23 protein-coding genes, 1 pseudogene and 1 riboswitch are annotated in these 25,675 nt (G+C 71.8%); of the genes and pseudogenes, 20 read left to right on the plus strand and 4 right to left on the minus strand.

The window, feature by feature from the left end; all coding sequences use genetic code 11:
• The 5 genes from ACFVHB_RS16430 to ACFVHB_RS16450 all read left to right on the plus strand — a co-directional run.
• A partial coding sequence (locus ACFVHB_RS16430) for a multifunctional oxoglutarate decarboxylase/oxoglutarate dehydrogenase thiamine pyrophosphate-binding subunit/dihydrolipoyllysine-residue succinyltransferase subunit (protein ID WP_380321581.1) occupies positions 1–3,481 on the plus strand: 3,481 nt, incomplete at its 5' end.
• Positions 3,482–3,813: 332 nt separating this feature from the next.
• Positions 3,814–5,766, plus strand: a complete 1,953-nt coding sequence (locus ACFVHB_RS16435; RefSeq protein WP_380321584.1) for a protein kinase — start codon at positions 3,814–3,816, stop codon at positions 5,764–5,766.
• A 54-nt stretch (positions 5,767–5,820) separates the two neighbouring features.
• Positions 5,821–6,000, plus strand: a complete 180-nt coding sequence (locus ACFVHB_RS16440) for a DUF6104 family protein (protein ID WP_030057990.1) — start codon at positions 5,821–5,823, stop codon at positions 5,998–6,000.
• 196 nt (positions 6,001–6,196) lie between these two features.
• Positions 6,197–7,114 carry a DUF4097 domain-containing protein gene (locus tag ACFVHB_RS16445; protein ID WP_380321587.1) on the plus strand — a complete coding sequence of 306 codons (918 nt, stop codon included), beginning with the start codon at positions 6,197–6,199 and terminating at the stop codon, positions 7,112–7,114.
• Position 7,115: 1 nt separating this feature from the next.
• A complete protein-coding gene (locus ACFVHB_RS16450) occupies positions 7,116–8,156 on the plus strand; it encodes a helix-turn-helix transcriptional regulator (protein WP_380321590.1) in 1,041 nt (346 codons plus the stop codon).
• 83 nt (positions 8,157–8,239) lie between these two features.
• Here the strand turns inward: ACFVHB_RS16450 and ACFVHB_RS16455 are convergent, their stop codons facing one another.
• Both ACFVHB_RS16455 and ACFVHB_RS16460 read right to left on the minus strand, forming a co-directional pair.
• Positions 8,240–9,202, minus strand: coding sequence for a zinc-binding dehydrogenase (locus ACFVHB_RS16455; protein WP_380321593.1), 963 nt, complete (start codon positions 9,200–9,202; stop codon positions 8,240–8,242).
• Between the two features lie 88 nt (positions 9,203–9,290).
• The gene (locus ACFVHB_RS16460) at positions 9,291–10,487 is read right to left on the minus strand and encodes an NADP-dependent malic enzyme (protein WP_380321800.1); all 1,197 of its coding nucleotides are present in this window, start codon (positions 10,485–10,487) and stop codon (positions 9,291–9,293) included.
• Between the two features lie 576 nt (positions 10,488–11,063).
• Between ACFVHB_RS16460 and ACFVHB_RS16465 the strand changes: the two genes are divergently transcribed.
• From ACFVHB_RS16465 to ACFVHB_RS16485, 5 genes and pseudogenes are all read left to right on the plus strand, one after another.
• The gene (locus tag ACFVHB_RS16465) at positions 11,064–11,993 is read left to right on the plus strand and encodes an ABC transporter substrate-binding protein (protein WP_380321596.1); all 930 of its coding nucleotides are present in this window, start codon (positions 11,064–11,066) and stop codon (positions 11,991–11,993) included.
• 514 nt (positions 11,994–12,507) lie between these two features.
• Positions 12,508–13,446 (plus strand): ABC transporter substrate-binding protein, encoded by a 939-nt coding sequence (locus tag ACFVHB_RS16470; RefSeq protein ID WP_380321599.1) that lies wholly within the window; start codon positions 12,508–12,510, stop codon positions 13,444–13,446.
• A 34-nt stretch (positions 13,447–13,480) separates the two neighbouring features.
• Positions 13,481–14,455, plus strand: a complete 975-nt coding sequence (locus ACFVHB_RS16475) for an amino acid ABC transporter permease (RefSeq protein WP_380321602.1) — start codon at positions 13,481–13,483, stop codon at positions 14,453–14,455.
• Positions 14,456–14,499: 44 nt separating this feature from the next.
• Positions 14,500–15,249: pseudogene (locus tag ACFVHB_RS16480) on the plus strand (amino acid ABC transporter ATP-binding protein); the annotation flags it as partial.
• On the plus strand, positions 15,241–15,960 hold the full coding sequence (locus tag ACFVHB_RS16485; protein ID WP_380321803.1) for a CGNR zinc finger domain-containing protein: 720 nt from the start codon (positions 15,241–15,243) through the stop codon (positions 15,958–15,960). The pseudogene ACFVHB_RS16480 and the gene ACFVHB_RS16485, both read left to right, overlap by 9 nt.
• 59 nt (positions 15,961–16,019) lie before the next feature.
• Here the strand turns inward: ACFVHB_RS16485 and sodX are convergent, their stop codons facing one another.
• Positions 16,020–16,460 carry a nickel-type superoxide dismutase maturation protease gene (gene sodX, locus ACFVHB_RS16490; protein ID WP_380321806.1) on the minus strand — a complete coding sequence of 147 codons (441 nt, stop codon included), beginning with the start codon at positions 16,458–16,460 and terminating at the stop codon, positions 16,020–16,022.
• Between the two features lie 184 nt (positions 16,461–16,644).
• On the opposite strand from sodX, the gene sodN reads away from it, so the two are divergent.
• The 8 genes from sodN (at position 16,645) to ACFVHB_RS16530 (ending at position 23,072) form a co-directional block, all read left to right on the plus strand.
• Positions 16,645–17,040, plus strand: coding sequence for a superoxide dismutase, Ni (sodN, locus tag ACFVHB_RS16495; RefSeq protein ID WP_238865337.1), 396 nt, complete (start codon positions 16,645–16,647; stop codon positions 17,038–17,040).
• Between the two features lie 98 nt (positions 17,041–17,138).
• Positions 17,139–17,257: riboswitch (cobalamin riboswitch) on the plus strand.
• A 106-nt stretch (positions 17,258–17,363) separates the two neighbouring features.
• Entirely contained in the window at positions 17,364–18,434 is a 1,071-nt protein-coding gene (locus ACFVHB_RS16500; RefSeq protein WP_380321605.1) for a FecCD family ABC transporter permease, read from the plus strand.
• Positions 18,434–19,225: an ABC transporter ATP-binding protein gene (locus tag ACFVHB_RS16505; protein ID WP_380321608.1), complete on the plus strand. Its 792-nt coding sequence runs from the start codon at positions 18,434–18,436 to the stop codon at positions 19,223–19,225. The genes ACFVHB_RS16500 and ACFVHB_RS16505 overlap by 1 nt, the downstream gene beginning before the upstream one ends.
• Positions 19,226–19,233: 8 nt before the next feature.
• The gene (locus tag ACFVHB_RS16510; RefSeq protein ID WP_380321611.1) at positions 19,234–20,244 is read left to right on the plus strand and encodes an ABC transporter substrate-binding protein; all 1,011 of its coding nucleotides are present in this window, start codon (positions 19,234–19,236) and stop codon (positions 20,242–20,244) included.
• A 133-nt stretch (positions 20,245–20,377) separates the two neighbouring features.
• Positions 20,378–20,761, plus strand: coding sequence for a nuclear transport factor 2 family protein (locus ACFVHB_RS16515; RefSeq protein ID WP_380321614.1), 384 nt, complete (start codon positions 20,378–20,380; stop codon positions 20,759–20,761).
• A 9-nt stretch (positions 20,762–20,770) separates the two neighbouring features.
• Positions 20,771–21,247, plus strand: a complete 477-nt coding sequence (locus ACFVHB_RS16520) for a GNAT family N-acetyltransferase (protein WP_380321617.1) — start codon at positions 20,771–20,773, stop codon at positions 21,245–21,247.
• A 257-nt stretch (positions 21,248–21,504) separates the two neighbouring features.
• Positions 21,505–21,915, plus strand: a complete 411-nt coding sequence (locus ACFVHB_RS16525; RefSeq protein WP_380321619.1) for an anti-sigma regulatory factor — start codon at positions 21,505–21,507, stop codon at positions 21,913–21,915.
• A 158-nt stretch (positions 21,916–22,073) separates the two neighbouring features.
• On the plus strand, positions 22,074–23,072 hold the full coding sequence (locus ACFVHB_RS16530) for an RNA polymerase sigma factor SigF (RefSeq protein ID WP_380321621.1): 999 nt from the start codon (positions 22,074–22,076) through the stop codon (positions 23,070–23,072).
• A 36-nt stretch (positions 23,073–23,108) separates the two neighbouring features.
• Here the strand turns inward: ACFVHB_RS16530 and ACFVHB_RS16535 are convergent, their stop codons facing one another.
• Entirely contained in the window at positions 23,109–23,549 is a 441-nt protein-coding gene (locus tag ACFVHB_RS16535; protein ID WP_380321624.1) for a hypothetical protein, read from the minus strand.
• Between the two features lie 50 nt (positions 23,550–23,599).
• On the opposite strand from ACFVHB_RS16535, the gene ACFVHB_RS16540 reads away from it, so the two are divergent.
• Both ACFVHB_RS16540 and ACFVHB_RS16545 read left to right on the plus strand, forming a co-directional pair.
• Complete coding sequence (locus tag ACFVHB_RS16540; protein ID WP_380321627.1) at positions 23,600–24,571, plus strand: diacylglycerol/lipid kinase family protein; 972 nt, start codon at positions 23,600–23,602, stop codon at positions 24,569–24,571.
• A 367-nt stretch (positions 24,572–24,938) separates the two neighbouring features.
• The gene (locus ACFVHB_RS16545) at positions 24,939–25,190 is read left to right on the plus strand and encodes a WhiB family transcriptional regulator (protein WP_014138019.1); all 252 of its coding nucleotides are present in this window, start codon (positions 24,939–24,941) and stop codon (positions 25,188–25,190) included.
• Positions 25,191–25,675: the final 485 nt, after the last annotated feature.

The raw sequence follows: 25,675 nt of genomic DNA on the forward strand, positions 1-25,675 counted from the left end.
GGGTCCGGAGCGCTCTCCCAGCAGGGCGGGCCCGGCCGCGTGCCACGCGGCGTGGGGGCGCCCCCCCCCCCCGGCCCCCAAGGCCGCCGCCCCGGCGCCGGCCGCCGCCGCCGAGACCGGCCCCGAGCTGATCCAGCTCCGCGGCCCGGCCAAGGCCGTCGCGACCAACATGGACGCCTCGCTGGAGGTGCCGACCGCGACGTCCGTCCGCGCGGTGCCCGCCAAGCTGCTGATCGACAACCGCATCGTCATCAACAACCACCTGCAGCGCGCCCGCGGCGGCAAGGTCTCCTTCACCCACCTGATCGGTTACGCCCTGGTCCAGGCCATCAAGGCCGCGCCGGGCATGAACCACAGCTACCAGGTGAAGGACGGCAAGTCGTACCTGGTCAAGCCCGAGCACGTGAACCTGGGCCTGGCCATCGACCTGGTGAAGCCGAACGGCGACCGCCAGCTCGTCGTCGCGGCCATCAAGAAGGCCGAGACCCTCGACTTCTTCGGCTTCTGGCAGGCCTACGAGGACATCGTCCGCCGGGCCCGCGCCAACAAGCTGACCATGGACGACTTCACCGGCGTCACGGTCTCGCTGACCAACCCCGGCGGCATCGGCACCGTGCACTCCGTGCCGCGCCTGATGCAGAACCAGGGCACCATCGTCGGCGTCGGCGCCATGGAGTACCCGGCCGAGTTCCAGGGCTCCGCCCCGGAGACCCTGTCCCGGCTCGGCGTCTCCAAGATCATGACGCTGACCTCGACCTACGACCACCGCGTCATCCAGGGCGCGGCGTCCGGCGAGTTCCTGCGCGAGATCCACCGCCTGCTGCTCGGCGAGAACGGCTTCTACGACGAGATCTTCGAGTCGCTGCGGATCCCGTACGAGCCGGTCCGCTGGGCCACCGACGTCGCCACCACCCACGACGACGAGGTCAACAAGACCGCGCGCGTCATGGAGCTGATCCACTCCTACCGGGTCCGCGGCCACCTCATGGCCGACACCGACCCGCTGGAGTACAAGCAGCGCAAGCACCCCGACCTGGACGTCACCACGCACGGCCTCACCCTGTGGGACCTGGAGCGCGAGTTCGCGGTCGGCGGCTTCGGCGGCCAGAAGATGATGAAGCTCCGCGACATCCTCGGCCTGCTGCGCAACACCTACTGCCGCACCGTCGGCATCGAGTACATGCACATCCAGGACCCGAAGCAGCGCAAGTGGCTGCAGGAGCGCCTGGAGAAGCCGTACACCAAGCCGGAGCGCGAGGAGCAGCTGCGCATCCTGCGCCGGCTGAACTCGGCCGAGGCCTTCGAGACCTTCCTGCAGACCAAGTACGTCGGGCAGAAGCGGTTCTCGCTGGAGGGCGGCGAGTCGCTCATCCCGCTGCTGGACGCCACCATCGACGCCGCCGCCGAGCACCGCCTCGACGAGGCCGTCATCGGCATGGCCCACCGCGGCCGCCTGAACGTGCTGGCCAACATCGTCGGCAAGCCGTACGGCAAGATCTTCGGCGAGTTCGAGGGCAACCTCGACCCGAAGTCGATGCACGGCTCCGGCGACGTGAAGTACCACCTCGGCTCCGAGGGCACCTTCACCGGCCTGGACGGCGAGACCATCAAGGTCTCGCTCGCCGCGAACCCCTCCCACCTGGAGGCCGTGGACCCGGTCGTCGAGGGCATCGCCCGCGCCAAGCAGGACATCCTGGACCAGGGCGGCACGACCTTCCCGGTGCTGCCGATCCAGATCCACGGCGACGCGGCCTTCGCCGGCCAGGGCGTCGTCGCGGAGACCCTGAACATGTCGCAGCTGCGCGGCTACCGCACCGGCGGCACCGTGCACGTCGTGGTGAACAACCAGGTCGGCTTCACCGCCGCCCCGGCGTCCTCGCGCTCCTCGATGTACTGCACCGACGTGGCCCGCATGATCGAGGCCCCGATCTTCCACGTGAACGGCGACGACCCGGAGGCCGTGGTCCGCGTCGCGCGGCTCGCCTTCGAGTTCCGCCAGGCGTTCCACAAGGACGTCGTGATCGACCTCATCTGCTACCGCCGCCGCGGTCACAACGAGGCCGACAACCCGTCGTTCACCCAGCCGCTGATGTACGACCTGATCGACAAGAAGCGCTCGGTGCGCAAGCTGTACACCGAGGGCCTGATCGGCCGTGGCGACATCACCATGGAGGAGGCGGAGCAGGCGCTCCAGGACTTCCAGGGCCAGCTGGAGAAGGTCTTCGCCGAGGTCCGCGACGCCGCCCAGACCCCGGCCGCCGCCACCAACGGCAAGCCGGTCGCCGACTTCCCGGTCAACATCCAGACCGGCATCTCCCAGGAGATGGTCAAGCGGATCGCCGCCTCGCAGGTCAACCTGCCGGAGTGGCTGACCGTCCACCCGCGTCTGCTGCCGCAGCTGCAGCGCCGCGCCGCCTCGGTCGAGGACAACACCATCGACTGGGCGATGGGCGAGACCCTCGCCATCGGCTCGCTGCTGATGGAGGGCCACCCGGTCCGCCTGGCCGGCCAGGACTCCCGCCGCGGCACCTTCGGCCAGCGGCACGCCGTCCTGATCGACCGGAACACCGGCGAGGACTACACCCCGCTGCTGTACCTGACCGAGGACCAGGCCCGCTACACCGTGTACGACAGCCTGCTGTCCGAGTACGCGGCGATGGGCTTCGAGTACGGCTACTCGCTGACCCGCCCGAACGCGCTGGTCATGTGGGAGGCGCAGTTCGGCGACTTCGTCAACGGCGCGCAGACCATGGTGGACGAGTACATCGCGTCCGCCGAGCAGAAGTGGGGCCAGCACTCCGGCGTCACCCTGCTGCTGCCGCACGGCTACGAGGGCCAGGGCCCGGACCACTCGTCCGCCCGCCCGGAGCGCTTCCTCCAGCTGTGCGCGCAGAACAACATGACGGTCGCCATGCCGACCCTGCCGTCGAACTACTTCCACCTGCTGCGCTGGCAGGCGCACAACCCGCACCACAAGCCGCTGGTCGTCTTCACGCCGAAGTCGATGCTGCGTCTGAAGGCCGCGGCGAGCGCGACCGAGGAGTTCCTGTCCGGCTCGTTCCGCCCGGTCATCGGCGACACCACCGTCGACCCGGCGAACGTGCGCAAGGTGGTCATCACCGCGGGCAAGTTCTACTACGACGTCGAGGCGGCCCGCACCGAGCGCGGGGTCACCGACACCGCGATCGTCCGGGTCGAGCGGCTCTACCCGCTGCCGGTGGCCGAGCTCCAGGAGGAGCTGGCCCGCTACGGCGACGACGTCCAGTTCGTCTGGGCGCAGGAGGAGCCGGCCAACCAGGGTGCCTGGCCGTTCATCGCGATGAACCTGGTCGACCACCTGCAGGTCGTCATCGGCCGCAGCGCCAACGGCTCGCGCCTGCGCCGCGTCGCCCGCACGGCCTCCTCGGCCCCGGCGGTCGGCTCGGCCAAGCGTCACGCCGCCGAGCAGCAGGCGCTGCTCGAGGAGATCTTCACGATCTGACGCCCTGACGGCCCCGGCGCCCCGGCGCCCGTCGTCCGGACCACGGCCCCGGCCCCGCGCACTCCGCGCGGGGCCGGGGCCGTTCCGCGTTCCGGGGCCGTTCCGCGCTCGGGGCCGTGGCGCGTGCCGTGCCGTACCGGGCCGTGCCGGCCGGCGGTCCACTTCACGATGCCGACATGCCAAGGTCCCAGCTCTGCAACCAAACCGGAACCGACCTGCGGCGGGACCTGACGGCTCGATAGGTTATGCCTCGCCAGACCGCTGCCCGGGTGCCCGTCACAGCGCCCGCGGCCGCCCGTACGACCTCACCGTTCTCCCAGGGGGATCACCACATGACCGCCGACGCACCTCGGGACGCCGCCGCCGCGCCGCTCCCGCCGGTCTTCCAGCCGCTGCACCCGGACGACCCGCGGGAGGTCGGCGGCTACCGGCTGTTCGCCCGGCTCGGCGCCGGCGGCATGGGCCGGGTCTACCTGTCGTACACGCCGGGCGGCCGTCCGGTGGCGCTGAAGGTGGTCCGCCCGGAGTTCGCCGAGGACGGCGAGTTCCGCCGCCGGTTCGCCCAGGAGGTCACCAACGCCCAGCGGATCCACGGGCTCTACACCGCCCAGGTGATCGACTCCGGCGGCCTGGACTCGGACGCCCCCTGGCTGGTCACCGCGTACGTGCCGGGCCCGTCGCTGCAGCAAGTGGTGCGGGAGAACGGCGCGCTGCCGGTGCGGACCGTGCTGCTGCTGATGGGCGGCATCGCCGAGGCGCTGCAGGCGATCCACAGCGTCGAGGTGGTGCACCGCGACCTCAAGCCGGCCAACGTGCTGGTGGCCGGCGACGGCCCGCGCGTGATCGACTTCGGCATCGCCCGGGCCGCCGACGCCACCGCGCTGACCGGCACCGGCTACCGGATCGGCTCGCCCGCGTTCATGTCCCCCGAGCAGGCCCAGGGCAAGCCGGTCTCCCCGGCCACCGACGTCTTCGCGCTCGGCGCGCTGGCCGCGTACGTGGCCGGCGGCACCGCGCCGTTCGGCGACGGCCCGGACACCGCGGTGCTCTACCGGGTGGTGCACGAGCAGCCCGAGCTGGACGCCGTCCCGGCCGACCTGCGCGAGCTGATCCTGCGCTGCCTGGCCAAGTCCCCCGAGGACCGGCCGAAGCCCGCCGAGATCATCGAGATCGCCCGTAACCACCCGTCGGTCGGCGGGCAGCTGCGGTTCACCGACGACTGGCTGCCCAAGCAGGTGAACACCGAGATCACCCGTCGCTCGGACCTGCCGAAGACTCCGCCGACCCCGCTGCCGGCCGCCCCGGCCACCCCGCCGCCGGCCCCGGTCGCGCCGCCCACCGCTCCCCCGCAGCCGGTGGCGCAGCCGACCCACCCGGCGACCGCCGTCGGGTACAGCACCCCGCAGCCGCCGCCGGTCACCCCGCCGCCCGGCTTCGCCCCGCCGCCGCTCGGCGCGTACGGCGCCCCGCAGCCCGCCACCGAGGCGCCGACCGGGCCGGTGCTGCCCACGCCGCCGACCGTGCAACTGCGCCAGGAGCCGCCGTCCTACGACACCCCGCCGCCCGGCCCGGTGGTGACGGACACCCCGGCGGCCGCGCCGGAGCCGAAGCGCAAGGGCGTCTCCTGGAAGGTGCTGCTGACCGTCGCCCTGGTGATGGCGGTCGGCGGTACCGCGGGCGGCGTGGTGCTGGTCAAGCAGCTCGACAAGAACGACAAGAGCGCGGGCCACAGCAGCGCCCAGCAGAACGCCCCGCAGAGCACCGGGCAGCCGGCACCCACCCAGAGCTCCGCGGCGTCCTCGCCCACCACGGACGACTCCCCGACGCCCACCGCCTCCCCGACCAAGAGCAGCGGCTCGTCCAAGAGCCCGTCGGCGGGCGCCACGGTGCCCCGGAGCACCGTCTACACGCCGGTGTACGAGAACACCGAGCTGTTCGCCACCAGCTACAGCTACAGCTTCGACCTCGCCGGCGGGAAGGTCGTGGCGGACTCGACCTACCCGTCGTGGGCCCTGGACCCGTCCAGCGGGGGCTACTTCGACCTGGACAGCAACTCCGACGCCTTCATCAGCCGGGACAACACGCTCACCCCGCAGGCGTGCGCCGCCGCGATCGACCGGGAGCCCACCAAGCAGCTGAAGTTCGACGACCTGCCCCCCGGCCGGCTGTTCTGCCTGCGCAACCGGAACAACGGCGGCGTCGTGATCGCCAAGGTGATCGAGCAGGGCAGCAAGGGCACCGGCGCGGTCAAGCTCTCGCTGAGCTACTACCGCAACGACGGCTGACCGTCCGGGACTATCCTGACCAGGTCGAACACCACCATCGGACCGGAGCGAACCGTGTACTTCACCGACCGCGGCATCGAGGAGCTGGAGAACCGGCGCGGCGACGAGGAGGTCACCTTCGAGTGGCTGGCCGAGCGCCTGCGCGAGTTCGTCGACCTCAACCCCGACTTCGAGATCCCGGTCGAGCGGCTGGCCACCTGGCTGGCCCGGCTCGACGACGAGGACGACGAGTGACGCGGTAGAGCGCAAGTTGGACAGGGCCCGGGAGGCGATCGCCTCCCGGGCCCTTCGCGTGCCTCCCGTAGGGGGCGCCTCCGGGTCGGCTCCGGGCCGGCCTCGGGGCCGGATTCCCTTGACTTCGCCGTCACGCGATATATCGTCTTTAAAAGAGAACGCGATACATCGCGAGTCGCAACGGGAGGCGGCAGAGATGAGCCAGTGGACGGTCGAGGGGCCCGACAGGATCACCATCGACGAGGAGGTCCGGACCCTCCAGGTGCGGATCATCGGCGGCACGGTGAACGTGGTCGCCGCCGAGGGCCCGGCCCGCCTGGAGGTCACCGAGCTCAAGGGCGAGCCGCTCCACGTCACCCTCGTGGACGGCGTGCTGACGGTCACCTACCAGGACCTCAGCAGCTGGAGCGAGTTCGGCGACGTGCTGAAGTCGGTCAGCTCGGTGAAGGAGTTCTTCTCCTCGTTCAAGAACAAGCGGGTCGCCGCGGTCACCCTGACCGTGCCGGCCGCCACCGAGGTCAAGGTCGGCACCGTCTCCGCCGACACCACCGTCTCCGGCTTCGCCGAGCACGTCTCGACCCAGACCGCCAGCGGTGACGTCACCCTGGTCGGCCTGACCGGCCGGACCTCCGCCAACACCGTCACCGGCGACGTCGACGCCCAGTCGGTGGCCGGCGAGCTCAAGCTGAACACCCTCTCCGGCGGGCTCACCGTGGTCGCCGGCACCGCCGGCAAGGTGCAGGCCCACGCCGTCACCGGCGCGGTCACCCTGGACCTCGACGTGGCCACCCCGAGCGACATCAAGGTCACCACGGTCAGCGGCCCGGTCGGCGTCCGGCTCCCCTCACTGGCCGACACCAAGGTCGAGGCCGGCACCAACAGCGGCGACATCTCCAGCACCTTCGAGCAGCTGAAGATCGGCGGCACCTGGGGCGCCAAGCGGCTCTCCGGCCAGCTCGGCGACGGCATCGGCAACCTCGCGGTGACCACCGTCTCCGGCGCCGTCACCGTGCTGCGCCGGCCCGACGCCGAGGACGACGGCCCGGTGCTCGTCAAGGAGCTGCCGGCCGGCCCGGACCAGGGCAAGGGCCCCGACTTCACCAAGGAGGCGTGAGATGACCCCCGTCTTCGGCCACGGCCGGCTCCGGCTCTACCTGCTGAAGCTGCTCGACGAGGCCCCGCGGCACGGCTACGAGGTGATCCGCCTCCTGGAGGAGCGGTTCCAGGGCCTGTACGCGCCCTCGGCCGGCACCGTCTACCCGCGGCTCGCCAAGCTGGAGCAGGAGGGCCTGGTCGCGCACAGCACCGAGGGCGGCCGCAAGGTCTACCGGCTGACCGACGCCGGGCGCGCCGAGCTGGAGGCCCGCCGGGGCGAGCTGGACGAGCTGGAGCTGGAGATCCGCGACTCGGTCGCCCAGCTCGCCGGGGCGATCCGCGAGGACGTCCGGGACAGCGCCAAGGACCTGCGCGAGGAGCTGTGGGGCGCGGCGAAGCAGGCGCCCCGGCCGGAGCCCGCCGAGGACGCCGGGGACCCGTGGGCCGGCCCGTGGGGGGACCGGGAGGCCTGGCAGCGCGCCAAGGACGAGTTCGCCCAGTTCAAGCGGCAGGCCAAGGAGCAGGCCAAGCGCGCCAAGGAGCAGGAGAAGGCGGCCAAGGCCAAGGCGAAGGCCGCCGAGGAGGAGGCCCGCCGGCTGCGCGAGCAGTCCAGGGCCGCCCGGACCGCCGCCCAGCAGGAGGCGCTGCGGATCAAGCGCCGGGTCGAGCAGCAGGTCCGCGAGCACGCGGCCCGCGGGGACTGGCCCACCGGGCTCGTCGAAGGGCTCTCCGAGCTGACCAAGGGCCTCTCCGGGCTGGCCGACGCCGCCCGGTGGGGGCACCCTTCGCCGGACCAGGCCGCGCCGGGCGAGCGGATCACCGTCACCCGGATCGACCTGGACAAGGACGAGCCGCTGGGCACCGCCCCGGCCGACCTGCCGGGGTGGACGGCCATCGACCCGGCCGGCGACCCGGCCCGGGAGCTGGAGCGGCTGCTCGACCGCTTCCGCGACCAGGTCCGCGACGCGGCCCGCGACGGCTTGGTGACGCCCGACCGGCTGGCCGAGGCCCGCGCGGTGCTGGGCTCGGCGGGCGAGCGGCTGCGGCGCCTCCTGGGCTGACACCCGCACGGCCCGGCACTGTGCCCCCCGAGCCCATGGGCTCGGGGGGCACGTGCGTTCCCGCCGTCAGCCGGCCCGCCCGCTCACGGGTTGAGGACGATCTTCCCGAAGACGTCGCCCTTGGCCAGCCGGGCGAAGCCCTCGCGGGCCTCGGTCAGCGGCAGCACCGAGTCGATCACCGGCCGGACGCCGGTCGTGGCGCAGAGCGAGAGCAGCCCGGCCAGCTCCTCCTTGCTGCCCATGGTCGAACCGACCACCTTGAGCTCCAGGAAGAAGATCCGGTTCAGCTCGGCGGCCTTCGGGCTGGGGCCCGAGGTGGCCCCCGAGATCACGATGGTGCCGCCGGGACGGAGCGACTTCACCGAGTGCGACCAGGTCGCGGCGCCGACCGTCTCCATCACCGCGTCCACCCGCTCCGGCAGCCGGGCGCCGCTCTCGAACGCGGCGTCGGCGCCCAGCTCGACCGCCCGGGCGCGCTTGGCCTCGTCCCGGCCGGTGACCCAGACCCGCAGGCCGGCGGCCTTGGCGAGGACGACCAGCGCGGTCGACACCCCGCCGCCCGCACCCTGCACCAGCACGGTGTCGCCCGGCTTCACGCCGGCGTTGGTGAACAGCATCCGGTACGCCGTCAGCCACGCGGTGGGCAGGCAGGCGGCCTGCTCGAAGCTCAGCCCGGCCGGCTTGGGCAGCAGGTTCCAGGTGGGGACGGCCACCCGCGCGGCGAAGGTGCCCTGGTAGCGCTCGGTCAGGATGGAGCGCGGCTCGTCCGGCCCCACACCGTGGCCGGTCTGACCGATCACCGAGTGGATGACCACCTCGTTGCCGTGCTCGTCGACGCCGGCGGCGTCGCAGCCGAGGATCATCGGCAGCTTCTCGGCGGGCAGGCCGACCCCGCGCAGCGACCAGAGGTCGTGGTGGTTGAGGCTGGCGGCCTTGACCGTCACCACGCTCCACCCGGGGCGCGCCTGCGGTTCGGGGAGTTCGCCCAGCTCCAGCCCGCTCAGCGGGTCGTCGGCGTCGATTCGTGCGGCGTAGGCAGCAAACATGGTGCGGACACTAGCCGCGACGACGCGGGCCCGGAACCACGCGTCCGTGTGACGCGCGTCCCGGGCCCGAAACCGTGCGGGTGCCGGCTCAGCGGCGGGCGACGCCCTCGGCGCGGGCGGCGTCGGCGACGGCCTTGGTGACCGCCGGGGCGACCCGCTCGTCGAACGGCGAGGGGATCACCTTCTGCGGGGTCAGCTCGTCGGCGACCACGCCGGCCAGCGCCTTGGCGGCGGCCAGCTTCATGCCCTCGGTGATCCGGGTGGCCCGGACCTGCAGGGCGCCGGCGAAGATGCCGGGGAAGGCCAGCACGTTGTTGATCTGGTTCGGGAAGTCGCTGCGCCCGGTGGCGACGACCGCCGCGTACTTGTGCGCGACCTCGGGGTGGATCTCCGGGTTCGGGTTGGCCATCGCGAAGACGAACGCGCCCTCGGCCATGGTCGCCACGACCTCCTCCGGCACGGTGCCGCCGGAGACGCCGATGAAGACGTCGGCGCCGGCCAGCGCGTCGGCCAGCGAGCCCTTGATCCCGTTCCGGTTGGTCTGGGCGGCGATCTCGGCCTTCACGTCGGTGAGGTCGCCGCGGCCCTCGTACACCACGCCCTTGCGGTCGCAGACCGCCACGTCGCCGATGCCGGCGGCGACCAGCATCTTGGCGATGGCGATGCCGGCCGCGCCGGCGCCGGAGATGACGGCCCGCAGCGAGCCGATCTCGCGGCCGGTCACCTTGGCGGCGTTCCACAGCGCGGCGGTGGTGACGATCGCGGTGCCGTGCTGGTCGTCGTGGAAGATCGGGATGTCCAGGGCGTCCTGGAGGCGGCGCTCGATCTCGAAGCAGCGGGGGGCGGAGATGTCCTCCAGGTTCACGCCGCCGAAGGAGGGCGCGAGCCGGACGACGGTCTCGACGATCTCGTCCACGTCGGTGCAGGCGAGCGCGATCGGGACCGCGTCCACCCCGCCGAACTGCTTGAACAGGATGGCCTTGCCCTCCATCACGGGCAGCGAGGCCTCCGGGCCGATGTCACCGAGGCCCAGCACGGCGGTGCCGTCGGTGACGACGGCCACCGTGTTGGCCTTCCAGGTGTAGTCGTTCACCAGCTCGGGCTGCTCGGCGATGGCCGTGCAGACACGGGCGACACCGGGGGTGTAGGCGAGGGACAGGTCGTCCGCGTCGCGCACCGGAACGGTGGCCCGGACCTCCATCTTGCCGCCGCGGTGGAGCGCGAAAACGGCGTCGACCGGATCGTCGGTGTCCTGAGTGCTGCTGTGGATGATCTCCGCTGCCACGATGACCTCTTCGTCATTGATCAGCGAGGACACGGGCCGACGGTCGGAGCGACCGAAACCCGAACCCGGGTACGCCGAAGCGGACCCGGGGAGGGTGACGGGTCGGGGCGCCGCCGTCGGGCCGCGCCCTCGGATGAGGGTTTTGTCCAGTTGTCTGCGTGTGCTTCGGGCCGAGCGTAGGTCGGACGACGGCATCGCACCTATGCCTTTTCGTCCTCGTCACGCACCTTTCATCCCCGATACGGCCTCTTGACGGCGTCCGGTGTCGGAAGCACCGGACTCCGGAGGCGGCAACGGCGGAAAGGCGCGCTGTACCCGCAGGAGTGAACGCAGACACGAAGGGGAGCCGGTGCCTCGGATACGGAGTTCGCGTTCTGGACTTCCGTTCCTGCGCACCCCGAGCCTGTCGCGACTCGGCGGTCTGGTTCAAGCATCCGGGGGTCACCCGGTACCGAATTCTGACACACCCGGTACCGCGCCCGGCAGGGAGGGATGGGAGGATCCGGTGTTCCGCCTTCTCGCGCACACCTCCGCGACGCCGCGGCGCCACGCCCTTCCTCCCACAGGAGCACCGTCATGCACCACCGTTCCCACCCCCGACGCCGGGCCGCCGCCGCCCTGACCCTGGCCTCGGCCGGCGCCCTGCTGCTGACCGGTTGCGGCGGCGGCGGCGAGGAGGCCGCGAAGGACCCGCTCCAGGTCGTCCGCGACAAGGTCCCGAAGGCCCAGCGGAGTGCCGGTGTGCTGCGGATCGGTGTGGACCTCAACTACGCGCCGGTGGACTTCCGCGGCTCCGACGGGAAGCCGGACGGCCTCGACCCGGACATCGCCAACGCCCTCGGCAAGATCATGAACCTCCGGATCGAGTTCGTCGACACTCCCTTCGACAAACTCATACCGAACCTGCACGGCAAGCAGTTCGACGTGGTGATGTCCGCGATGAGTGACATCCGCCAGCGCCGCGAGGGCGTCGACGACAACAACAAGCCGGTCCAGGGCGGCGGCGTCGACTTCGTGGACTACTTCATCGCCGGCAGCTCGATCACCGTGCCGAAGGGCAACCCCAAGGGCATCCACACCCTGGACGACCTCTGCGGCAAGACCGTCGCGGTGCAGCAGGGCACCACCCAGGACGAGATCATCGGCCGCCAGGTGACCGCCTGCAGCCGGGTGAGCAAGCCGCTGACCGTGCACAAGTTCGACAGCGACGCCAAGGCGCTGGCCGAGGTCTCCTCCGGCGTGGCCGCGGCCGGTCTCAACGACTTCCCGGTGGCCGCATACGCGGCGAAGACCACCGACGGCGGCAACCGCTTCGAGGTCACCGGCGCGCAGTCCAGGTCCAACCCGTACGGCATCGCCGTGCGCAAGGAGGACACCGAGCTGCGCGACGCGCTCTCCAAGGCGGTGGACCAGCTGATCCGCAGCGGCGATTACGACAAGATCCTCGCCAAGTGGAACGTCTCCGCGGGCGCGGCCCAGAACGCCGTGGTCAACGGCGGGATCTGAGCGGGGCCGCGGCGCGCGCGGCAGTCCAGCGGCGGTGGGGGCGGGCCGGATCCGGGCGGGATCCGGCCCGTCGCCGCGCGGGCGGCCCAATCCCCCGGGTGGTCCGGGCGGGCCTCCGGGCAGACTGCGGGGGGATCTGCATACTTATACGCAGGGTGACAGGGGCACGGAATTCGTCCGAATAGCGGACAGCGTGACCCCTCGTTATCCGATTTTGATCTGAATGAGGGCCACCCGACCGTCATCAGATGGCAGGATTCCCCCCATCTCGGATCGAGCCGACCCCTGGTCGAGGCGGTTCGATCAACGTCCACCTCGGCGGAGGGTGGCGGAAGCAGCACCATCGTTCCACCCTGCGCGACCTCTTTGCCCAGGCCATGCACGACCGGCTCTGCCCGCACGACGACGTACAGCGAAAAGACACCCGTACAGCGCCGTACGGCCTGCTGTCCCGGTGCGCCGCTCCCCCGCGGCGCGCTCCGCCCGACCTCTCCCTCAGGAGGAGATCCCCCTCATGACCGCCCGTACCCAGCGCACCCGCCTCCTCGCGGCCGGCGCGGTTGTCGCGTCCGTCTCCCTGGTCCTGACCGGCTGCAGCAGCAGCAAGTCCACTTCGGGCTCGACCGCCGGTGCCGGTGTGAACGCCTCCGCCTCGATCAAGGCCGTCGCCGCCGACCCGGCCCTGGCCGCCCAGGTGCCGGCCGACGTCAAGTCGGCGGGCAAGATCGTCGTGGCCTCCGACGCCTCGTACGCGCCCAACGAGTACCAGGACGCCTCGGGCAAGATCATCGGCATGGACGTGGACCTGGCCAACGCCATCGGCCAGAAGCTGGGCGTCCCGGTCGAGGTCCAGAACTCGCCGTTCACCGCGATCATCCCGGGCATCCAGGCGAACAAGTTCCAGCTGGCCATGAGCTCCCTGACCGACAACAAGGAGCGCGAGGCCACCGTCGACATGGTGACCTACTTCATCGCGGGCACCAGCGCTGCGGTCAAGAAGGGCAACCCGGACAAGATCGACCCCAACGACCTGTGCGGCAAGAAGGTCGCCGTCCAGACCGGCACCACCCAGGCCGACCAGATCAAGGACGTCATCAACCCGGCGTGCGTCAAGGCCGGCAAGCCCCCGGTGCCCAACGACGGCGACAAGTTCGACCTGCAGACCGACGTGACCCAGGCGGTGGTCTCCGGGCGCGACCAGGTCATGCTGGCCGACTCCCCGGTCATCGACTACGCGATCAAGCAGACCAACGGCCAGCTGGAGCAGCTCGGCTCGGTCGAGGGCAAGGCGCCCTACGGCATCGCCCTGGCGAAGGGCTCCGCGCTCGCCAAGCCCGTCCAGGGCGCCGTCCAGTCGCTGATGGACGACGGCACCTACAAGCAGATCCTCGACAAGTGGGGCGTCCAGGCGGGCGCGATCACCCAGTCCCAGATCAACGGCGCCACCAGCTGACCCCTCGCCAGTTCCCCACCCCCCTGAGGCCACTGTGAACCATTCCGATCAGGGGAAGGCGCACCCGGGACGGCCCGAAACCTTCAAGGCCGTCCCGGTCCGCCACCCCGGCCGGTGGGCCGGAGCCGTCGTCGTCGCGGTCCTCGCGGCGATGCTGCTCCACGCCCTGATCTTCAATCCCGCGTTCCAGTGGGATGTCGTCAACACCTACCTCTTCGATTCCAGCATCCTGCACGGCCTCGGTGTGACCCTTGAGCTCACCGCGCTGTCCATGGTGATGGGCGTGGCCGGCGGCATCATCCTGGCGGTGATGCGGCTGTCGCCGAACCCGCTGCTGTCCGGCACCGCGTGGTTCTACATCTGGGTCTTCCGCGGCACCCCCGTGCTGGTCCAGCTGGTGTTCTGGAACTTCATGGGCGCGCTGTGGCCCAAGCTGTCGATCGGCATCCCGTTCGGCCCGGAGTTCTGGTCCGAGTCGACCAACACGCTGATCCCGGTGTTCACCGCGGCGCTGCTCGGCCTCGGCCTCAACGAGGCCGCGTACATGGCGGAGATCGTCCGCGGCGGCATCCAGTCGGTGGACGAGGGGCAGACCGAGGCGGCCCACGCGCTCGGCATGAGCCGCTTCTCGACCATGCGCCGGATCGTCCTGCCGCAGGCCATGCGGGTGATCATCCCGCCGACCGGCAACGAGACCATCTCGATGCTCAAGACCACCTCGCTGGTCAGCGTCATCGCGCTGGAGGAGCTGTTCCGGGCCGGGCAGAACATCTACTCGCGCACCTTCCAGACCATCCCGCTGCTGATCACCGTCAGCCTCTGGTACCTCTTCCTGACCTCCGTGCTGACCATCGGGCAGTACTACGTCGAGCGGTACTACGCTCGGGGTACCACCAGGACACTGCCGCCGACCCCGCTCCAGCGGCTGCGCGGCCTGTTCGCCGGCCGACCCGCCCCCAAGGCCGACCACGACGTGGTCCCGGGGCTCGAGGGAGGTGGTCACGCATGACCGACCTGAGCAAGACTCCCCAGGACGCCGCCACCGGCGAGCCGATGGTCAGGGCCGAGGGGGTGCGCAAGTCGTACGGCCTGGTCGAGGTGCTCAAGGGCATCGACCTGGAGGTCAAGCCGCGCGAGGTGTTCTGCCTGATCGGCCCGTCCGGCTCCGGCAAGTCGACCTTCCTGCGGTGCATCAACCACCTGGAGAAGATCAACGGCGGGCTGCTGTCCGTCGACGGCGAGCTGGTCGGCTACCGGCGCAAGGGCGACAAGCTCTACGAGCTCAAGGACCGCGAGGTCGCGCTCAAGCGGCGGGACATCGGCATGGTCTTCCAGCGCTTCAACCTCTTCCCGCACATGACCGCCATGGAGAACATCACCGAGGCGCCGGTGCAGGTGAAGGGCGAGTCCAAGGCCGACGCCCGGGAGCGCGCGATGGCCCTGCTGGAGCGGGTCGGGCTCGCCGACAAGGCGAAGAGCTACCCGTCCCAGCTCTCCGGCGGCCAGCAGCAGCGCGTGGCGATCGCCCGCGCGCTGGCCATGAAGCCGAAGCTGATGCTCTTCGACGAGCCCACCTCGGCGCTCGACCCGGAGCTGGTCGGCGAGGTGCTGGACGTCATGCGCGGTCTCGCCGAGGAGGGGATGACGATGATCGTCGTCACCCACGAGATGGGCTTCGCCCGCGAGGTCGGCGACGCCCTGGTGTTCATGGACGGCGGTGTGGTGGTCGAGGCCGGCAACCCCCGCGAGGTCCTCACCGACCCGCTCCACGACCGCACCGGTTCGTTCCTTACAATGGTGCTATGCGCCTTACGGGCGGCGCCGGGCTGGCCGGTCCGGCCGGGCGCCGACGTTTTGCCCGCCCGGGTAATAGGCTGGAAGCAATCAGCCCGTTACCGATGTTGTTCTGGAAGGACCACCGTGGAGCTCGCCTCGTACGCCGATCTGGCCGTTCGGCTGGTGAACACCGAGGAGCCCGAGCGCGGCACCGACTCGCTGACCTCGGTGGACGCGGTGCGCGCGCTGTTCGCGGAGTCGTCGCGGGCCGCCGCGCTCGCCGACGAGTCGGACCTGCCCCGGCTGCGGGCCGTCCGGACCAGGCTGCGCGGCGTGTTCGAGGCCGCCGCCGAGGGGGACGAGGTCCGCGGCGTCGACCTGCTCAACAGCCTGCTGATGGAGTACCCGGTCAGCCCGCTGGTCTCCGGGCACGACTACCTGGACGACGCCGGGCGGCCGCGCTGGCACCTGCACCTCGCCGACAACTCGCCGACCGCCACCGCGCACTTCAGCGCCGTCGCCTGCATGGGGCTGGCGGTCCACCTGACCGAGCTGGGCGCCGACCGGCTCGGCATCTGCCAGGCCGCGCCGTGCCGCAACGCCTACCTCGACACCTCCACCAACCGCTCCCGGCGGTACTGCTCCGACCGCTGCGCCACCCGCGCCAACGTCGCCGCGTACCGGGCCCGCAAGCGCCAGGAGGCCCAGGACGCGGCCGGCTCGGCCCACCAGGGCTAGGGGCGCGGGTGGGCGGCCGTCCGGGTGGGTGCCCGTCCGGGATCAGAGCCCGTCCGGGGTCAGAGGCCGTCCGGGTCGACCCAGACGCCGAGCCGGCGGGCCAGCCCGGGCACCCGGGCCAGCGGGCCGGTGAGCAGCAGGCGCTCCAGCCGGCGGCCCGGCGCCAGCCAGGCCGGACGCGGACGCAGCCGCAGCAGCACCCGGCCGAGCACCAGCTCGTCCGGGACGGCGCCGTAGCTGCGGCTGTCGCTGTCCACCGGCCGGTTGTCGGAGAGCAGCCACCAGCCCTTCGGCCGCCGCTCGGCGGCCCGCTTCACCACCAGCAGGTCCTGCTGGAACGGGTGGCGGAACACCACCACCGCGCCGGGCCGGATCCGCGCGCCGTAGCGGACCAGCAGCTGGTCGCCCTCGCGCAGGGTCGGCACCATCGACGGCCCCGCCACGTCGATCAGCCCGAACGGTGCGCCACCCCCCGGGACGCCGTCCTCCGGTTCCGTCATCCGTGTCACGACTCCTCCTCCCGGCCGCCGCGTCCCAGTCTGCCGCACCGGCGGCCACCTGCCGATGTCCGGATTGGGCAGGTTGCGGCTCCGCCTTTTGCCCTAGGCCCGCCGCCCGGCCGCGAAACCCGGGGGCCGGAAGGGTAATCTCGGGCGCGGGAAGACGATCTAAGGAAGGACTCCCATGTTCTCTCGTCTGTTTGCACCGCGCGCCACCGCTCACGCCCACTGCGACCTGCCCTGCGGCGTCTACGACCCGGCGCAGGCCCGGATCGAGGCCGAGTCGGTGAAGGCCACCCAGGAGAAGTACCAGGCCAACGAGGACCCGCACTTCCGTGCCCGCGCCATCATCATCAAGGAGCAGCGCGCCGAGGCCGTCAAGCACCACATCTCGGTGCTGTGGAGCGACTACTTCAAGGCCCCGCACTTCGAGAAGTACCCGCAGCTGCACCAGCTGATCAACGACACCCTGAAGGCCGCCTCGGCCACCAAGGCGTCGACCGACCCGGCCACCGGCCAGGCGCTGCTCGACCTCATCGCCGAGGTCGACAAGATCTTCTGGGAGACCAAGCAGGCCTGATCCCGGGCCAGCCTCCCTCGACCGCCCCCGTCCGCACGCCGGACGGGGGCGGTCGCGTTTCCGCCGCCGGGCACCCTGTAAGGGGTGCAGACCCAGAGCACTTGTTATGCTGCCAGGGCGTCCCGCGGGGGAAGCCGGTGCGAATCCGGCGCTGACCCGCAACGGTAAGCGGTGCCCCGCGCCCGCGAGCCCGATCGCCCCGGGGCGCTGACCTCCCGACAACTCGCCGTGGACTGCGAGGGGATGACGCCCCGGCACCCCTGCGGCCCGGGCGCGCCGCCCCGCCGCCGGCCGCGGCCCGAGGCGAAGGCGCGCCCCCTGCCATGTCCGCCGTGACCGCACCGGCCACCCCGCCGCTCCACCGAACACCCACCGCGCCGCTGGCCGCCGGCTTGACGGTCGCGCTGCTGCTCTCGCTGGTCTGCGGGGTGGCCCTGGGAGCCTCCGGGCTCGGCTGGTCACAGGTCCTGCGGCTGCTCGGCGCCGGCCTGACGGGAGGTCGGCTGGAGGCCGGGGAGGCCGCCGCGTACGCCATCGTCTGGGAGATCCGGCTGCCGCGCACCGTGCTCGCCGCGGTGGTCGGCGCCGGGCTCGCGGCCACCGGCGTCGCCGTGCAGGCCATGGTCCGCAACGCGCTGGCCGACCCGTTCGTGCTCGGCATCTCCTCCGGAGCGGCGGTCGGCGCCAACGCGGTGCTGCTGCTCGGCGCCTTCGCCTCGCTCGGGGTCTGGGCGATCTCCGTCTCGGCGTTCGGCGCGGCCCTGCTCGCCATGGTGCTGGTGTACGCCGCCGCGCGGACGGCCTTCGGGCTCACCCCGCTGCGCCTGGTGCTCACCGGCACCGCGATGTCCTACGGCTTCTCGGCGGTGACGGCGCTGATGGTGTTCGGCGCCGCCCGCGGCGAGGCCGCCCGCAGCGCGATGATGTGGCTGCTCGGCAGCCTCGGCGGCGCGACCTGGGGCTCGGTGCCGATCGCCGCCGCCACCGTGCTGGCCGGCCTCGCCCACCTGGCCTGCGCGGCGGGCCGGCTGGACGCGCTCGCCATGGGCGACGAGACGGCGGCCTCGCTCGGGGTGGACGGCGACCGGCTGCGCCGCGAGCTGTTCGTGGTCACCGCCGCCGTCACCGGCACCGTGGTCGCGGTCAGCGGCGCGATCGGTTTCGTCGGCCTGATGGTCCCGCACCTGACCCGGATGCTGGTCGGCGCCGGGCACCGGCGGGTGCTGCTGGTCGCCCCGCTCGCCGGCGCGCTGCTGCTGGTCTGGGTGGACATCGTCTCGCGGACGCTGCTGGCCCCGGCCGAACTGCCGGTCGGCGTGGTCACCGCCGTCCTCGGAGTGCCCTGCTTCCTGCTGCTGATGCGCCGTCGCGGCTACACCTTCGGAGGCCGCTGATGGAAGGCGGGCGCGTCCCCGCGCTCGACCTCGACGGCCTCTCGGTCGACCTGGCCGGCACCCGGCTGGTGCACGACGTCACGCTGCGCGCCGCCGCCGGCCAGGTGGTCGGCCTGGTCGGGCCGAACGGCAGCGGCAAGTCCACCCTGCTGCGCTGCGTCTACCGGGCGCTGCGGCCGGCCGCCGGCACCGTCCGGCTGGACGGCGCCGATCTCCACGCGCTCGCCGCCCGCGAGGCCGCCCGGCGGGTGGCGGCGCTGCCGCAGGAGCACTCCGCCGAGTTCGACTTCACCGTGGCCGAGGTGGTCGGCATGGGCCGGCTGCCGCACCGCGGCGGCTTCGCCCGCCCGGCCGGCGGGGACGACGAGCGGTGCGCCGCGGCGCTGCGCCGGGTGGGTGCCGGGCACCTGGCCGGGCGCGGGTTCCTCAGCCTGTCCGGCGGCGAGAAGCAGCGGGTGCTGATCGCCCGCGCGCTGGTCCAGGAGCCCCGGGTGCTGGTGCTCGACGAGCCCACCAACCACCTGGACATCGCGCACCAGCTGGAGGTGCTGGCGCTGGTCCGGGAGGCCGGGCCGACGGTGCTCACCGCCCTGCACGACCTCAACCTGGCGGCCGGCCACTGCGACCTGCTGTACGTCATCGCGGCCGGACGGATCGTCACCTCCGGGCCGCCCGCCGAGGTGCTCCGGCCGGCGCTGCTGGCCGAGGTGTTCGGCGTCCGCGCGACCCCCGTCCGGCACCCCGACACCGGTGCCGTCCAGCTGCTCTTCGACCGCCTCGACCGACCCTAGGAACCCCCGTGCGCACCAAGGCCGTTGCCGCCGCCACCCTGCTCGCCCTCGCGCTCACCGCCTGCGGTGCCGAGATCGCCCCCGCCGGGGGCGACACCGCCGGGGGTGACACCGCCGGCTCCGCCCACTACCCGGTGACCGTCGAGAACTGCGGCACCAAGGTCACCTACCCCCGGAAGCCGGCCCGGGCGGTGAGCAACGACGTCGGCATCACCGAGCTGCTGCTGGCGCTCGGCCTCACCGACCGGATGGCCGGCTACGTGATGCCCGACGACAAGGGCCGGGTCGACGAGGTGGCCTGGAAGGACGGCTACCAGCGGACCAGGTGGCTCTCCAAGCGGCAGATCACCAAGGAGATCGTGCTGGAGGCCGGGGCCGACCTGGTCTTCGCCGGCTGGCACTACGGCTTCAGCGAGGCCGACGGCTTCACCCCGCAGGCGCTGGCCGGCCTCGGCATCGACTCCTACGTGCTCACCGAGTCCTGCCGCAGCGGCTCGGGGCCGGAGCGCGGCGTGATGTCCCCGCTGGACGCGCTCTACACCGACCTGGCCAACCTGGGCGAGATCTTCGACGTCCGGGACCGGGCCGACAGGCTGATCGCGGAGTTCAGGGCCCAGGTCGCCGCGGTGCCGCGGCCCGAGCGGCGGCCGCGCGTCTTCCTCTACGACAGCGGCGAGGACAAGCCGTACACCGCGGGGCGGTTCGCCGCGCCCGAGGAGATCATCGCCAGGGCCGGCGGCCGGAACGTGATGGGCGACGTCGCCGACTCCTGGACCACCGTCGGCTGGGAGGGCGTGGTCCAGCGCGACCCCGAGGTGATCGTGATCAACGACTACGGCACCCCCGACGCCGAGGCCAAGCGGCGGTTCCTGAAGTCCTTCCCGCCGCTGGCCGGCGTCTCCGCCGTCCGCAACGACCGGATCTTCGTGCTGGACTACGTCGACCTGGTGGAGAGCCCGCGCAACCCGGCGGCGATCACCGCGCTGGCGGCGTACCTGCGCGGCGTGACGACCGGCTGACGACCGGCTGACGACCGGCTGGCGACCGGCGGTGCGGGCGGCGGTGCGGGCGGCGAACAGGCCGGTTGAGCGCCGGCGGAGCGGGCGTACGCTCGGAGGTACGAGCCGACGGAACCGACCGGAGGAGCGAGAGATGACCACCATGGCCGCGCCGTCCGCCTTCGACACCACGGCACTGCGCGAGGGCATCGAGCGCAGCGACGCGGACGCCCTGCTGGCGCTCTACGCGGACGACGCCGAACTGCGCATGGTCGACCGCAAGACCCAGCCCAGCCACCCCCTGGTGATGCACGGCCGGGACGAGATCGGCGCGATGCTGAGCGACCTCTACGGCCGCGAGATGACCCACAAGTTGGAGCAGGTGGTGCTCCAGGGCGATCACCTCGCCTTCATGGAGTCCTGCCAGTACCCCGACGGGGTCCGGGTGCTGGTCAGCTCGATCGCCGACCTGCGGGACGGCCGGATCGTCGACCAGACGTCGATCCAGGCCTGGGACGAGACCGAACCCGCCAAGTAGGCTCGTCGCATGATCCGCACCGCCGTAGTCACCGATGTCCCGGTCATCCACGCCATGATCCGCGAGCTCGCGGAGTACGAGAAGGCCCCGCACGAGGCGGTGGCCACCGAGGAGCAGCTGCGCGACGCGCTGTTCGGCGCCAACCCGGCGCTGTTCGGCCTGATCGCCGAGGACGACACCACCGGCGAGCCCGTCGGCTTCGCGGTCTGGTTCCTCAACTTCTCGACCTGGCGCGGCACCCACGGGATCTACCTGGAGGACCTCTACGTCCGCCCGGAGGCCCGCGGCGGCGGCCACGGCAAGTCGCTCCTGCTGGAGCTCGCGCGGATCGCCGTCGAGCGCGGCTACTCGCGGGTGGAGTGGTCGGTGCTCGACTGGAACGAGCCGTCGATCAACTTCTACAAGTCGCTCGGCGCGGTCCCGATGGACGGCTGGAGCGTCTACCGGCTCACGGACGAGGCGCTCACCGCCGCCGGCACCCCCTGACGTCGGGGGCACCGGGTGGTGGCGTCCGGCCACTGACACCCTGTGTCGCGAGGGCTTACCATGAGTGACTCCCACACCGGGTGCAAAAGCGGTAACGTCTCGTTGCGGATGCGCGGCGTCCGGCGACCCCCGGAAGGGTATGACCGTTGCGTACCGCACCACCCCTCTGGACAGTTGGGGCGAAGCAGTTGAGCCAAGCAACAGACAGTGCCGCGGCCACCGGCCCGGAAGCACAGCGCGTCACCCAGGAGGTGAGGGTGTCCCAGATCGACGGCGAGCCCGGAGTGCAGGACTTCGTGGAGGTCCGGCTGCCCGCGGCGGGGGCCTACCTCTCGGTGCTGCGAACAGCGACGGCGGGGCTCGCGGCCCGGCTGGACTTCACGCTGGACGAGATCGAGGACCTCCGGATCGCGGTGGACGAGGCCTGCGCCATCCTGCTCCAGCAGGCGGTGCCCGGCTCGGTCCTCTCCTGCGAGTTCCGGCTGGTGGGCGACTCGCTCAAGGTCATCGTCTCCGCCCCGACCACGGACGGCCGGGCGCCGGAGCGGGACACCTTCGCCTGGACGGTGCTGTCGGCGCTGGCCGGCGAGGTGGAGTCCTCGGTCGGCGAGGACAACACCGTGTCGATCAGCCTCCACAAGAAGCGCGGCGGGTCCAGCACCCATTAGGGCCGTCGCAGCACCACCGAACAAGGGCCGTCCGCCCGGCGCCCCACCCGGGCCGGCGGGTGGCTCCCGGTACCGCCCGACCCGCGGTACGACCGACAAGACGGATCCGGGACCGCCCCACGGTCCCGGTGCTCCCGGAACGGAACGGGGGAATGGCCGTGAGTGATCTGGACCGTACCGGCCTCGCGACGGCGGGCCCTGCCGTACCGACCCAGGCGAGCGTTCCCGGCCTCGCCGCCAACGACGAAGCGCACCCGAAGGACGCCCACCGGATGAGCCAGCCGACCGAGCCGACGTCCGACCCGTCGCAGACGCCCTCGCCCCCGCCGTCCCCCGAGGACGACGCGGCCGCCGAGGTGCTGCGCGGTGCGGTGCCCGCCCAGGCCCCGCACCGCTCCGGCGCGCCGGACCGCGAGGCCGCCCGGGCCCTGTTCGTCCGGCTGTCCGCGCTGCCCGAGGGCTCCCCGGAGCGCGTCGAGCTGCGCAACCAGCTGGTGCGCATGCACATCCCGCTGGTGGAGCACCTGGCCAGACGGTTCCGCAACCGGGGCGAACCGCTGGACGACCTGACCCAGGTCGCCACGATCGGGCTGATCAAGTCGGTGGACCGGTTCGACCACGAGCGCGGGGTCGAGTTCTCCACCTACGCGACGCCGACCATCGTCGGCGAGATCAAGCGGCACTTCCGCGACAAGGGCTGGGCGGTGCGGGTGCCGCGCCGGCTCCAGGAGCTGCGGCTGTCGCTCACCACGGCGACCAGCGAGCTCTCCCAGCGGCACGGCCGCTCCCCCACGGTGCACGAGCTGGCCGAGCACCTGGGGATCTCCGAGGAGGACGTGCTGGAGGGCCTGGAGTCCGCCAACGCGTACTCCACGCTGTCCCTGGACGTCCCGGACAGCGACGACGAGTCGCCGGCCGTCGCGGACACCCTGGGCGCCACCGACGAGGCGCTGGAGGGCGTCGAGTACCGCGAGTCGCTCAAGCCGCTGCTGGCCCAACTGCCGCCCCGGGAGCAGAAGATCCTGGTGCTGCGGTTCTTCCGGAACATGACGCAGTCGCAGATCGCCGCCGAGGTGGGCATCTCGCAGATGCACGTCTCCCGGCTGCTCGCCCGCACGCTGGCCCAGCTGCGGGAGAAGCTCCTGGTGGAGGAGTAGGACTGACGGCCGTTCAGCGGCCGCGGCCCTCCGCGCTCAGCCCTCGTGCGGAGCGTAGAGGGCCGCGGTCGACTTCGGGCTGAGCAGGGCGCCGATGCCGGTCAGGCCGAGCAGGCCGACGGCGATCCCGACGGCCGCCATCGCGCCGCCGCTCTGCCACATGTAGTAGGCGACCGGCAGGCAGATCGAGTTGGTCAGCACCGCCGGGCTGCGCCCCCAGCGCCGGCCCTTCAGCAGCGCCCGGGCGGCCAGCACCGGCAGCACGCCGAGCAGCAGGATCACCAGACCGCCGAACTCGTTGAGGGCGAGCTGCTTGGACTGGCCGGAGAGCGAGGCCACCATGTCCCAGACGCCGACGACGGCCAGCGCGGCGCCCTCCAGGGCCGTGATGGCGGCCCCCACGGTCAGGGACGCGGGCCGGCCGGCGCCGGGCACGGGTACGGGTACGGGTACGGGTGCGGAGGATTCTGCGGTCACTCCAGCAGGGTAGCCGCCGGTTGGTCCGTACCGCCCCGTAGGCTGAGCACATGCGCGCTCTCCTGGTCGTCAACCCGAAAGCGACCACCACCAGTGGCCGCACCAGGGATGTCCTGATCCACGCCCTGCGCAGCGACCTCAAGCTGGAGGTCGCCCAGACGGAGTACCGGGGCCACGCGCGCGACCTGGCCCGGGAGGCGGCGGAGGACGGCGCGGTCGACCTGGTGGTGGCACTGGGCGGCGACGGCACGGTCAACGAGGTCGTGAACGGCCTGCTGGCGCACGGCCCGGGCGAGAAGGTCCCCCGGCTGGCCGTGGTGCCCGGTGGCTCGACCAACGTGTTCGCCCGCGCGCTGGGCCTGCCCAACGACCCGGTGGAGGCCACCGGGGTGCTGCTGGACGCCCTGGACCAACGCCGGGAGCGGCCGATCGGCCTGGGCAAGGCGATGTCCGAGGGGCTGCCGGACCGCTGGTTCACCTTCACGGCCGGCCTGGGCTTCGACGCCGGCGTGGTCGGCCGGGTGGAGGAGCAGCGCAGGGCGGGGCGCAGGTCCACCCACGCGCTCTACGTCGGGCAGGCGCTCCGGCACTACGTCACCCAGCGTGAGCAGCGTCGATCCGGCCCGGTCACCCTGCAGATGCCGGGCCACGACCCGGTTCCGGGCCTGGTGCTGGCCATAGTCAGCAACACGTCCCCGTGGACGTTCCTGGGCAACCGCCCGGTCTACCCCTCGCCGCTCGCCTCCTTCGACACGGACCTCGACGTCTTCGGCATCACCCGGATGACGGCGTTCGGTACGGCTCGAACGGTCCGTCAGATCCTGCGGTCGCACGGCCCTTCGAGCGATGGCGGCACGCCCCCCGGCCCCTCCGGCAAGCACGTCGTCTCCTACCACGACGCCCGGCACTTCACCTTGGTTTCACAGGAACCGACCCCATTCCAGGTCGACGGGGACCACCTTGGAGACAGGAGTCGCGTCAGTTTCACAGGCGTACGGCGGGCACTGCGTGTGATTGTGTGACCGGAAGGGGGGTTCACCCTTCTTCTCGAACGCACAAGCCCCCTTCACTCCATAGAAGTACTGGCTGTGAGCTAGGCGACACCGAAGAATCAAAAATTCCTCCCTGAAGGGGGTTGTATCCGGGCCCGAGGTTTGCGAACCTCTACATGGCGATCGGGACACATCGCAGCGACGGCAACCAGACCCTGACGGGGGCCGACCGCGGGGCGTCCCTCGAATCGCCGAATCCCTCCCCAGCACAGACCACCCGGGCCCGGTGGGCCTTTGGTCTCTTTTGCTGTTGCGGGATTCGTGAAAGCGTTCACATTCACAAGCCATCGATTGTGCCGACCGGGCCACCCCCGCCGGCAGGAGGAGTTGGACGACCATGGACTGGCGCCACCGCGCTGTCTGCCGCGAAGAGGACCCGGAGCTGTTCTTCCCGATCGGGAACACCGGTCCTGCTCTGCTGCAGATCGAGGAAGCCAAGGCCGTGTGCCGCCGCTGTCCGGTCATGGAGCAGTGCCTCCAGTGGGCGCTCGAGACCGGCCAGGACGCCGGCGTCTGGGGCGGTATGAGCGAGGACGAGCGTCGCGCGATGAAGCGCCGTGCCGCCCGCAACCGCGCCCGCACCGCCTGATCACACGCCGTAGCACCGGCAGTGACCCTGCAGTGACCGCTGTACCGATCAACCCATGATCAAGGGCTTCCCTGCTCCTCCTGGTGAAGCCTTCCGTACAAAGGACCTTGCTCGACGGAGGTCCTGCGACACCGAGCCGCCCAGGCACTTGATACTGTTCACGGAGAGCAATATCGTGGAGCTGAGGCGCTCACCGTGTGCAACGCACCGGTGAGGTGTCGCACCCCAGAGCCCCCGTTCCGGCCGACTCCCCCCGACGGCCGGAACGGGTTGAGAGGCCCTGTCGACCCACCCCCCCCGGTCGACAGGGCCTCGTTTCTGTTTCCGCGGGTTCCGGTTCCCTTCCCCTGGTTCCGCGGTTTCCGCAACGCGGTGGTGCGGTGGTGGGGGGGGGCGGGGGCGGGCCGGGGCGCCGCCCCCCCCCCCCCCCCCCCCCCCCCCCCCCCCACGAGCGACGAAAAGAACAAAAAAAGAAAACACACAAA

This window comes from Kitasatospora sp. NPDC127111, assembly GCF_042677465.1.
Lineage (GTDB): Bacteria > Actinomycetota > Actinomycetes > Streptomycetales > Streptomycetaceae > Kitasatospora.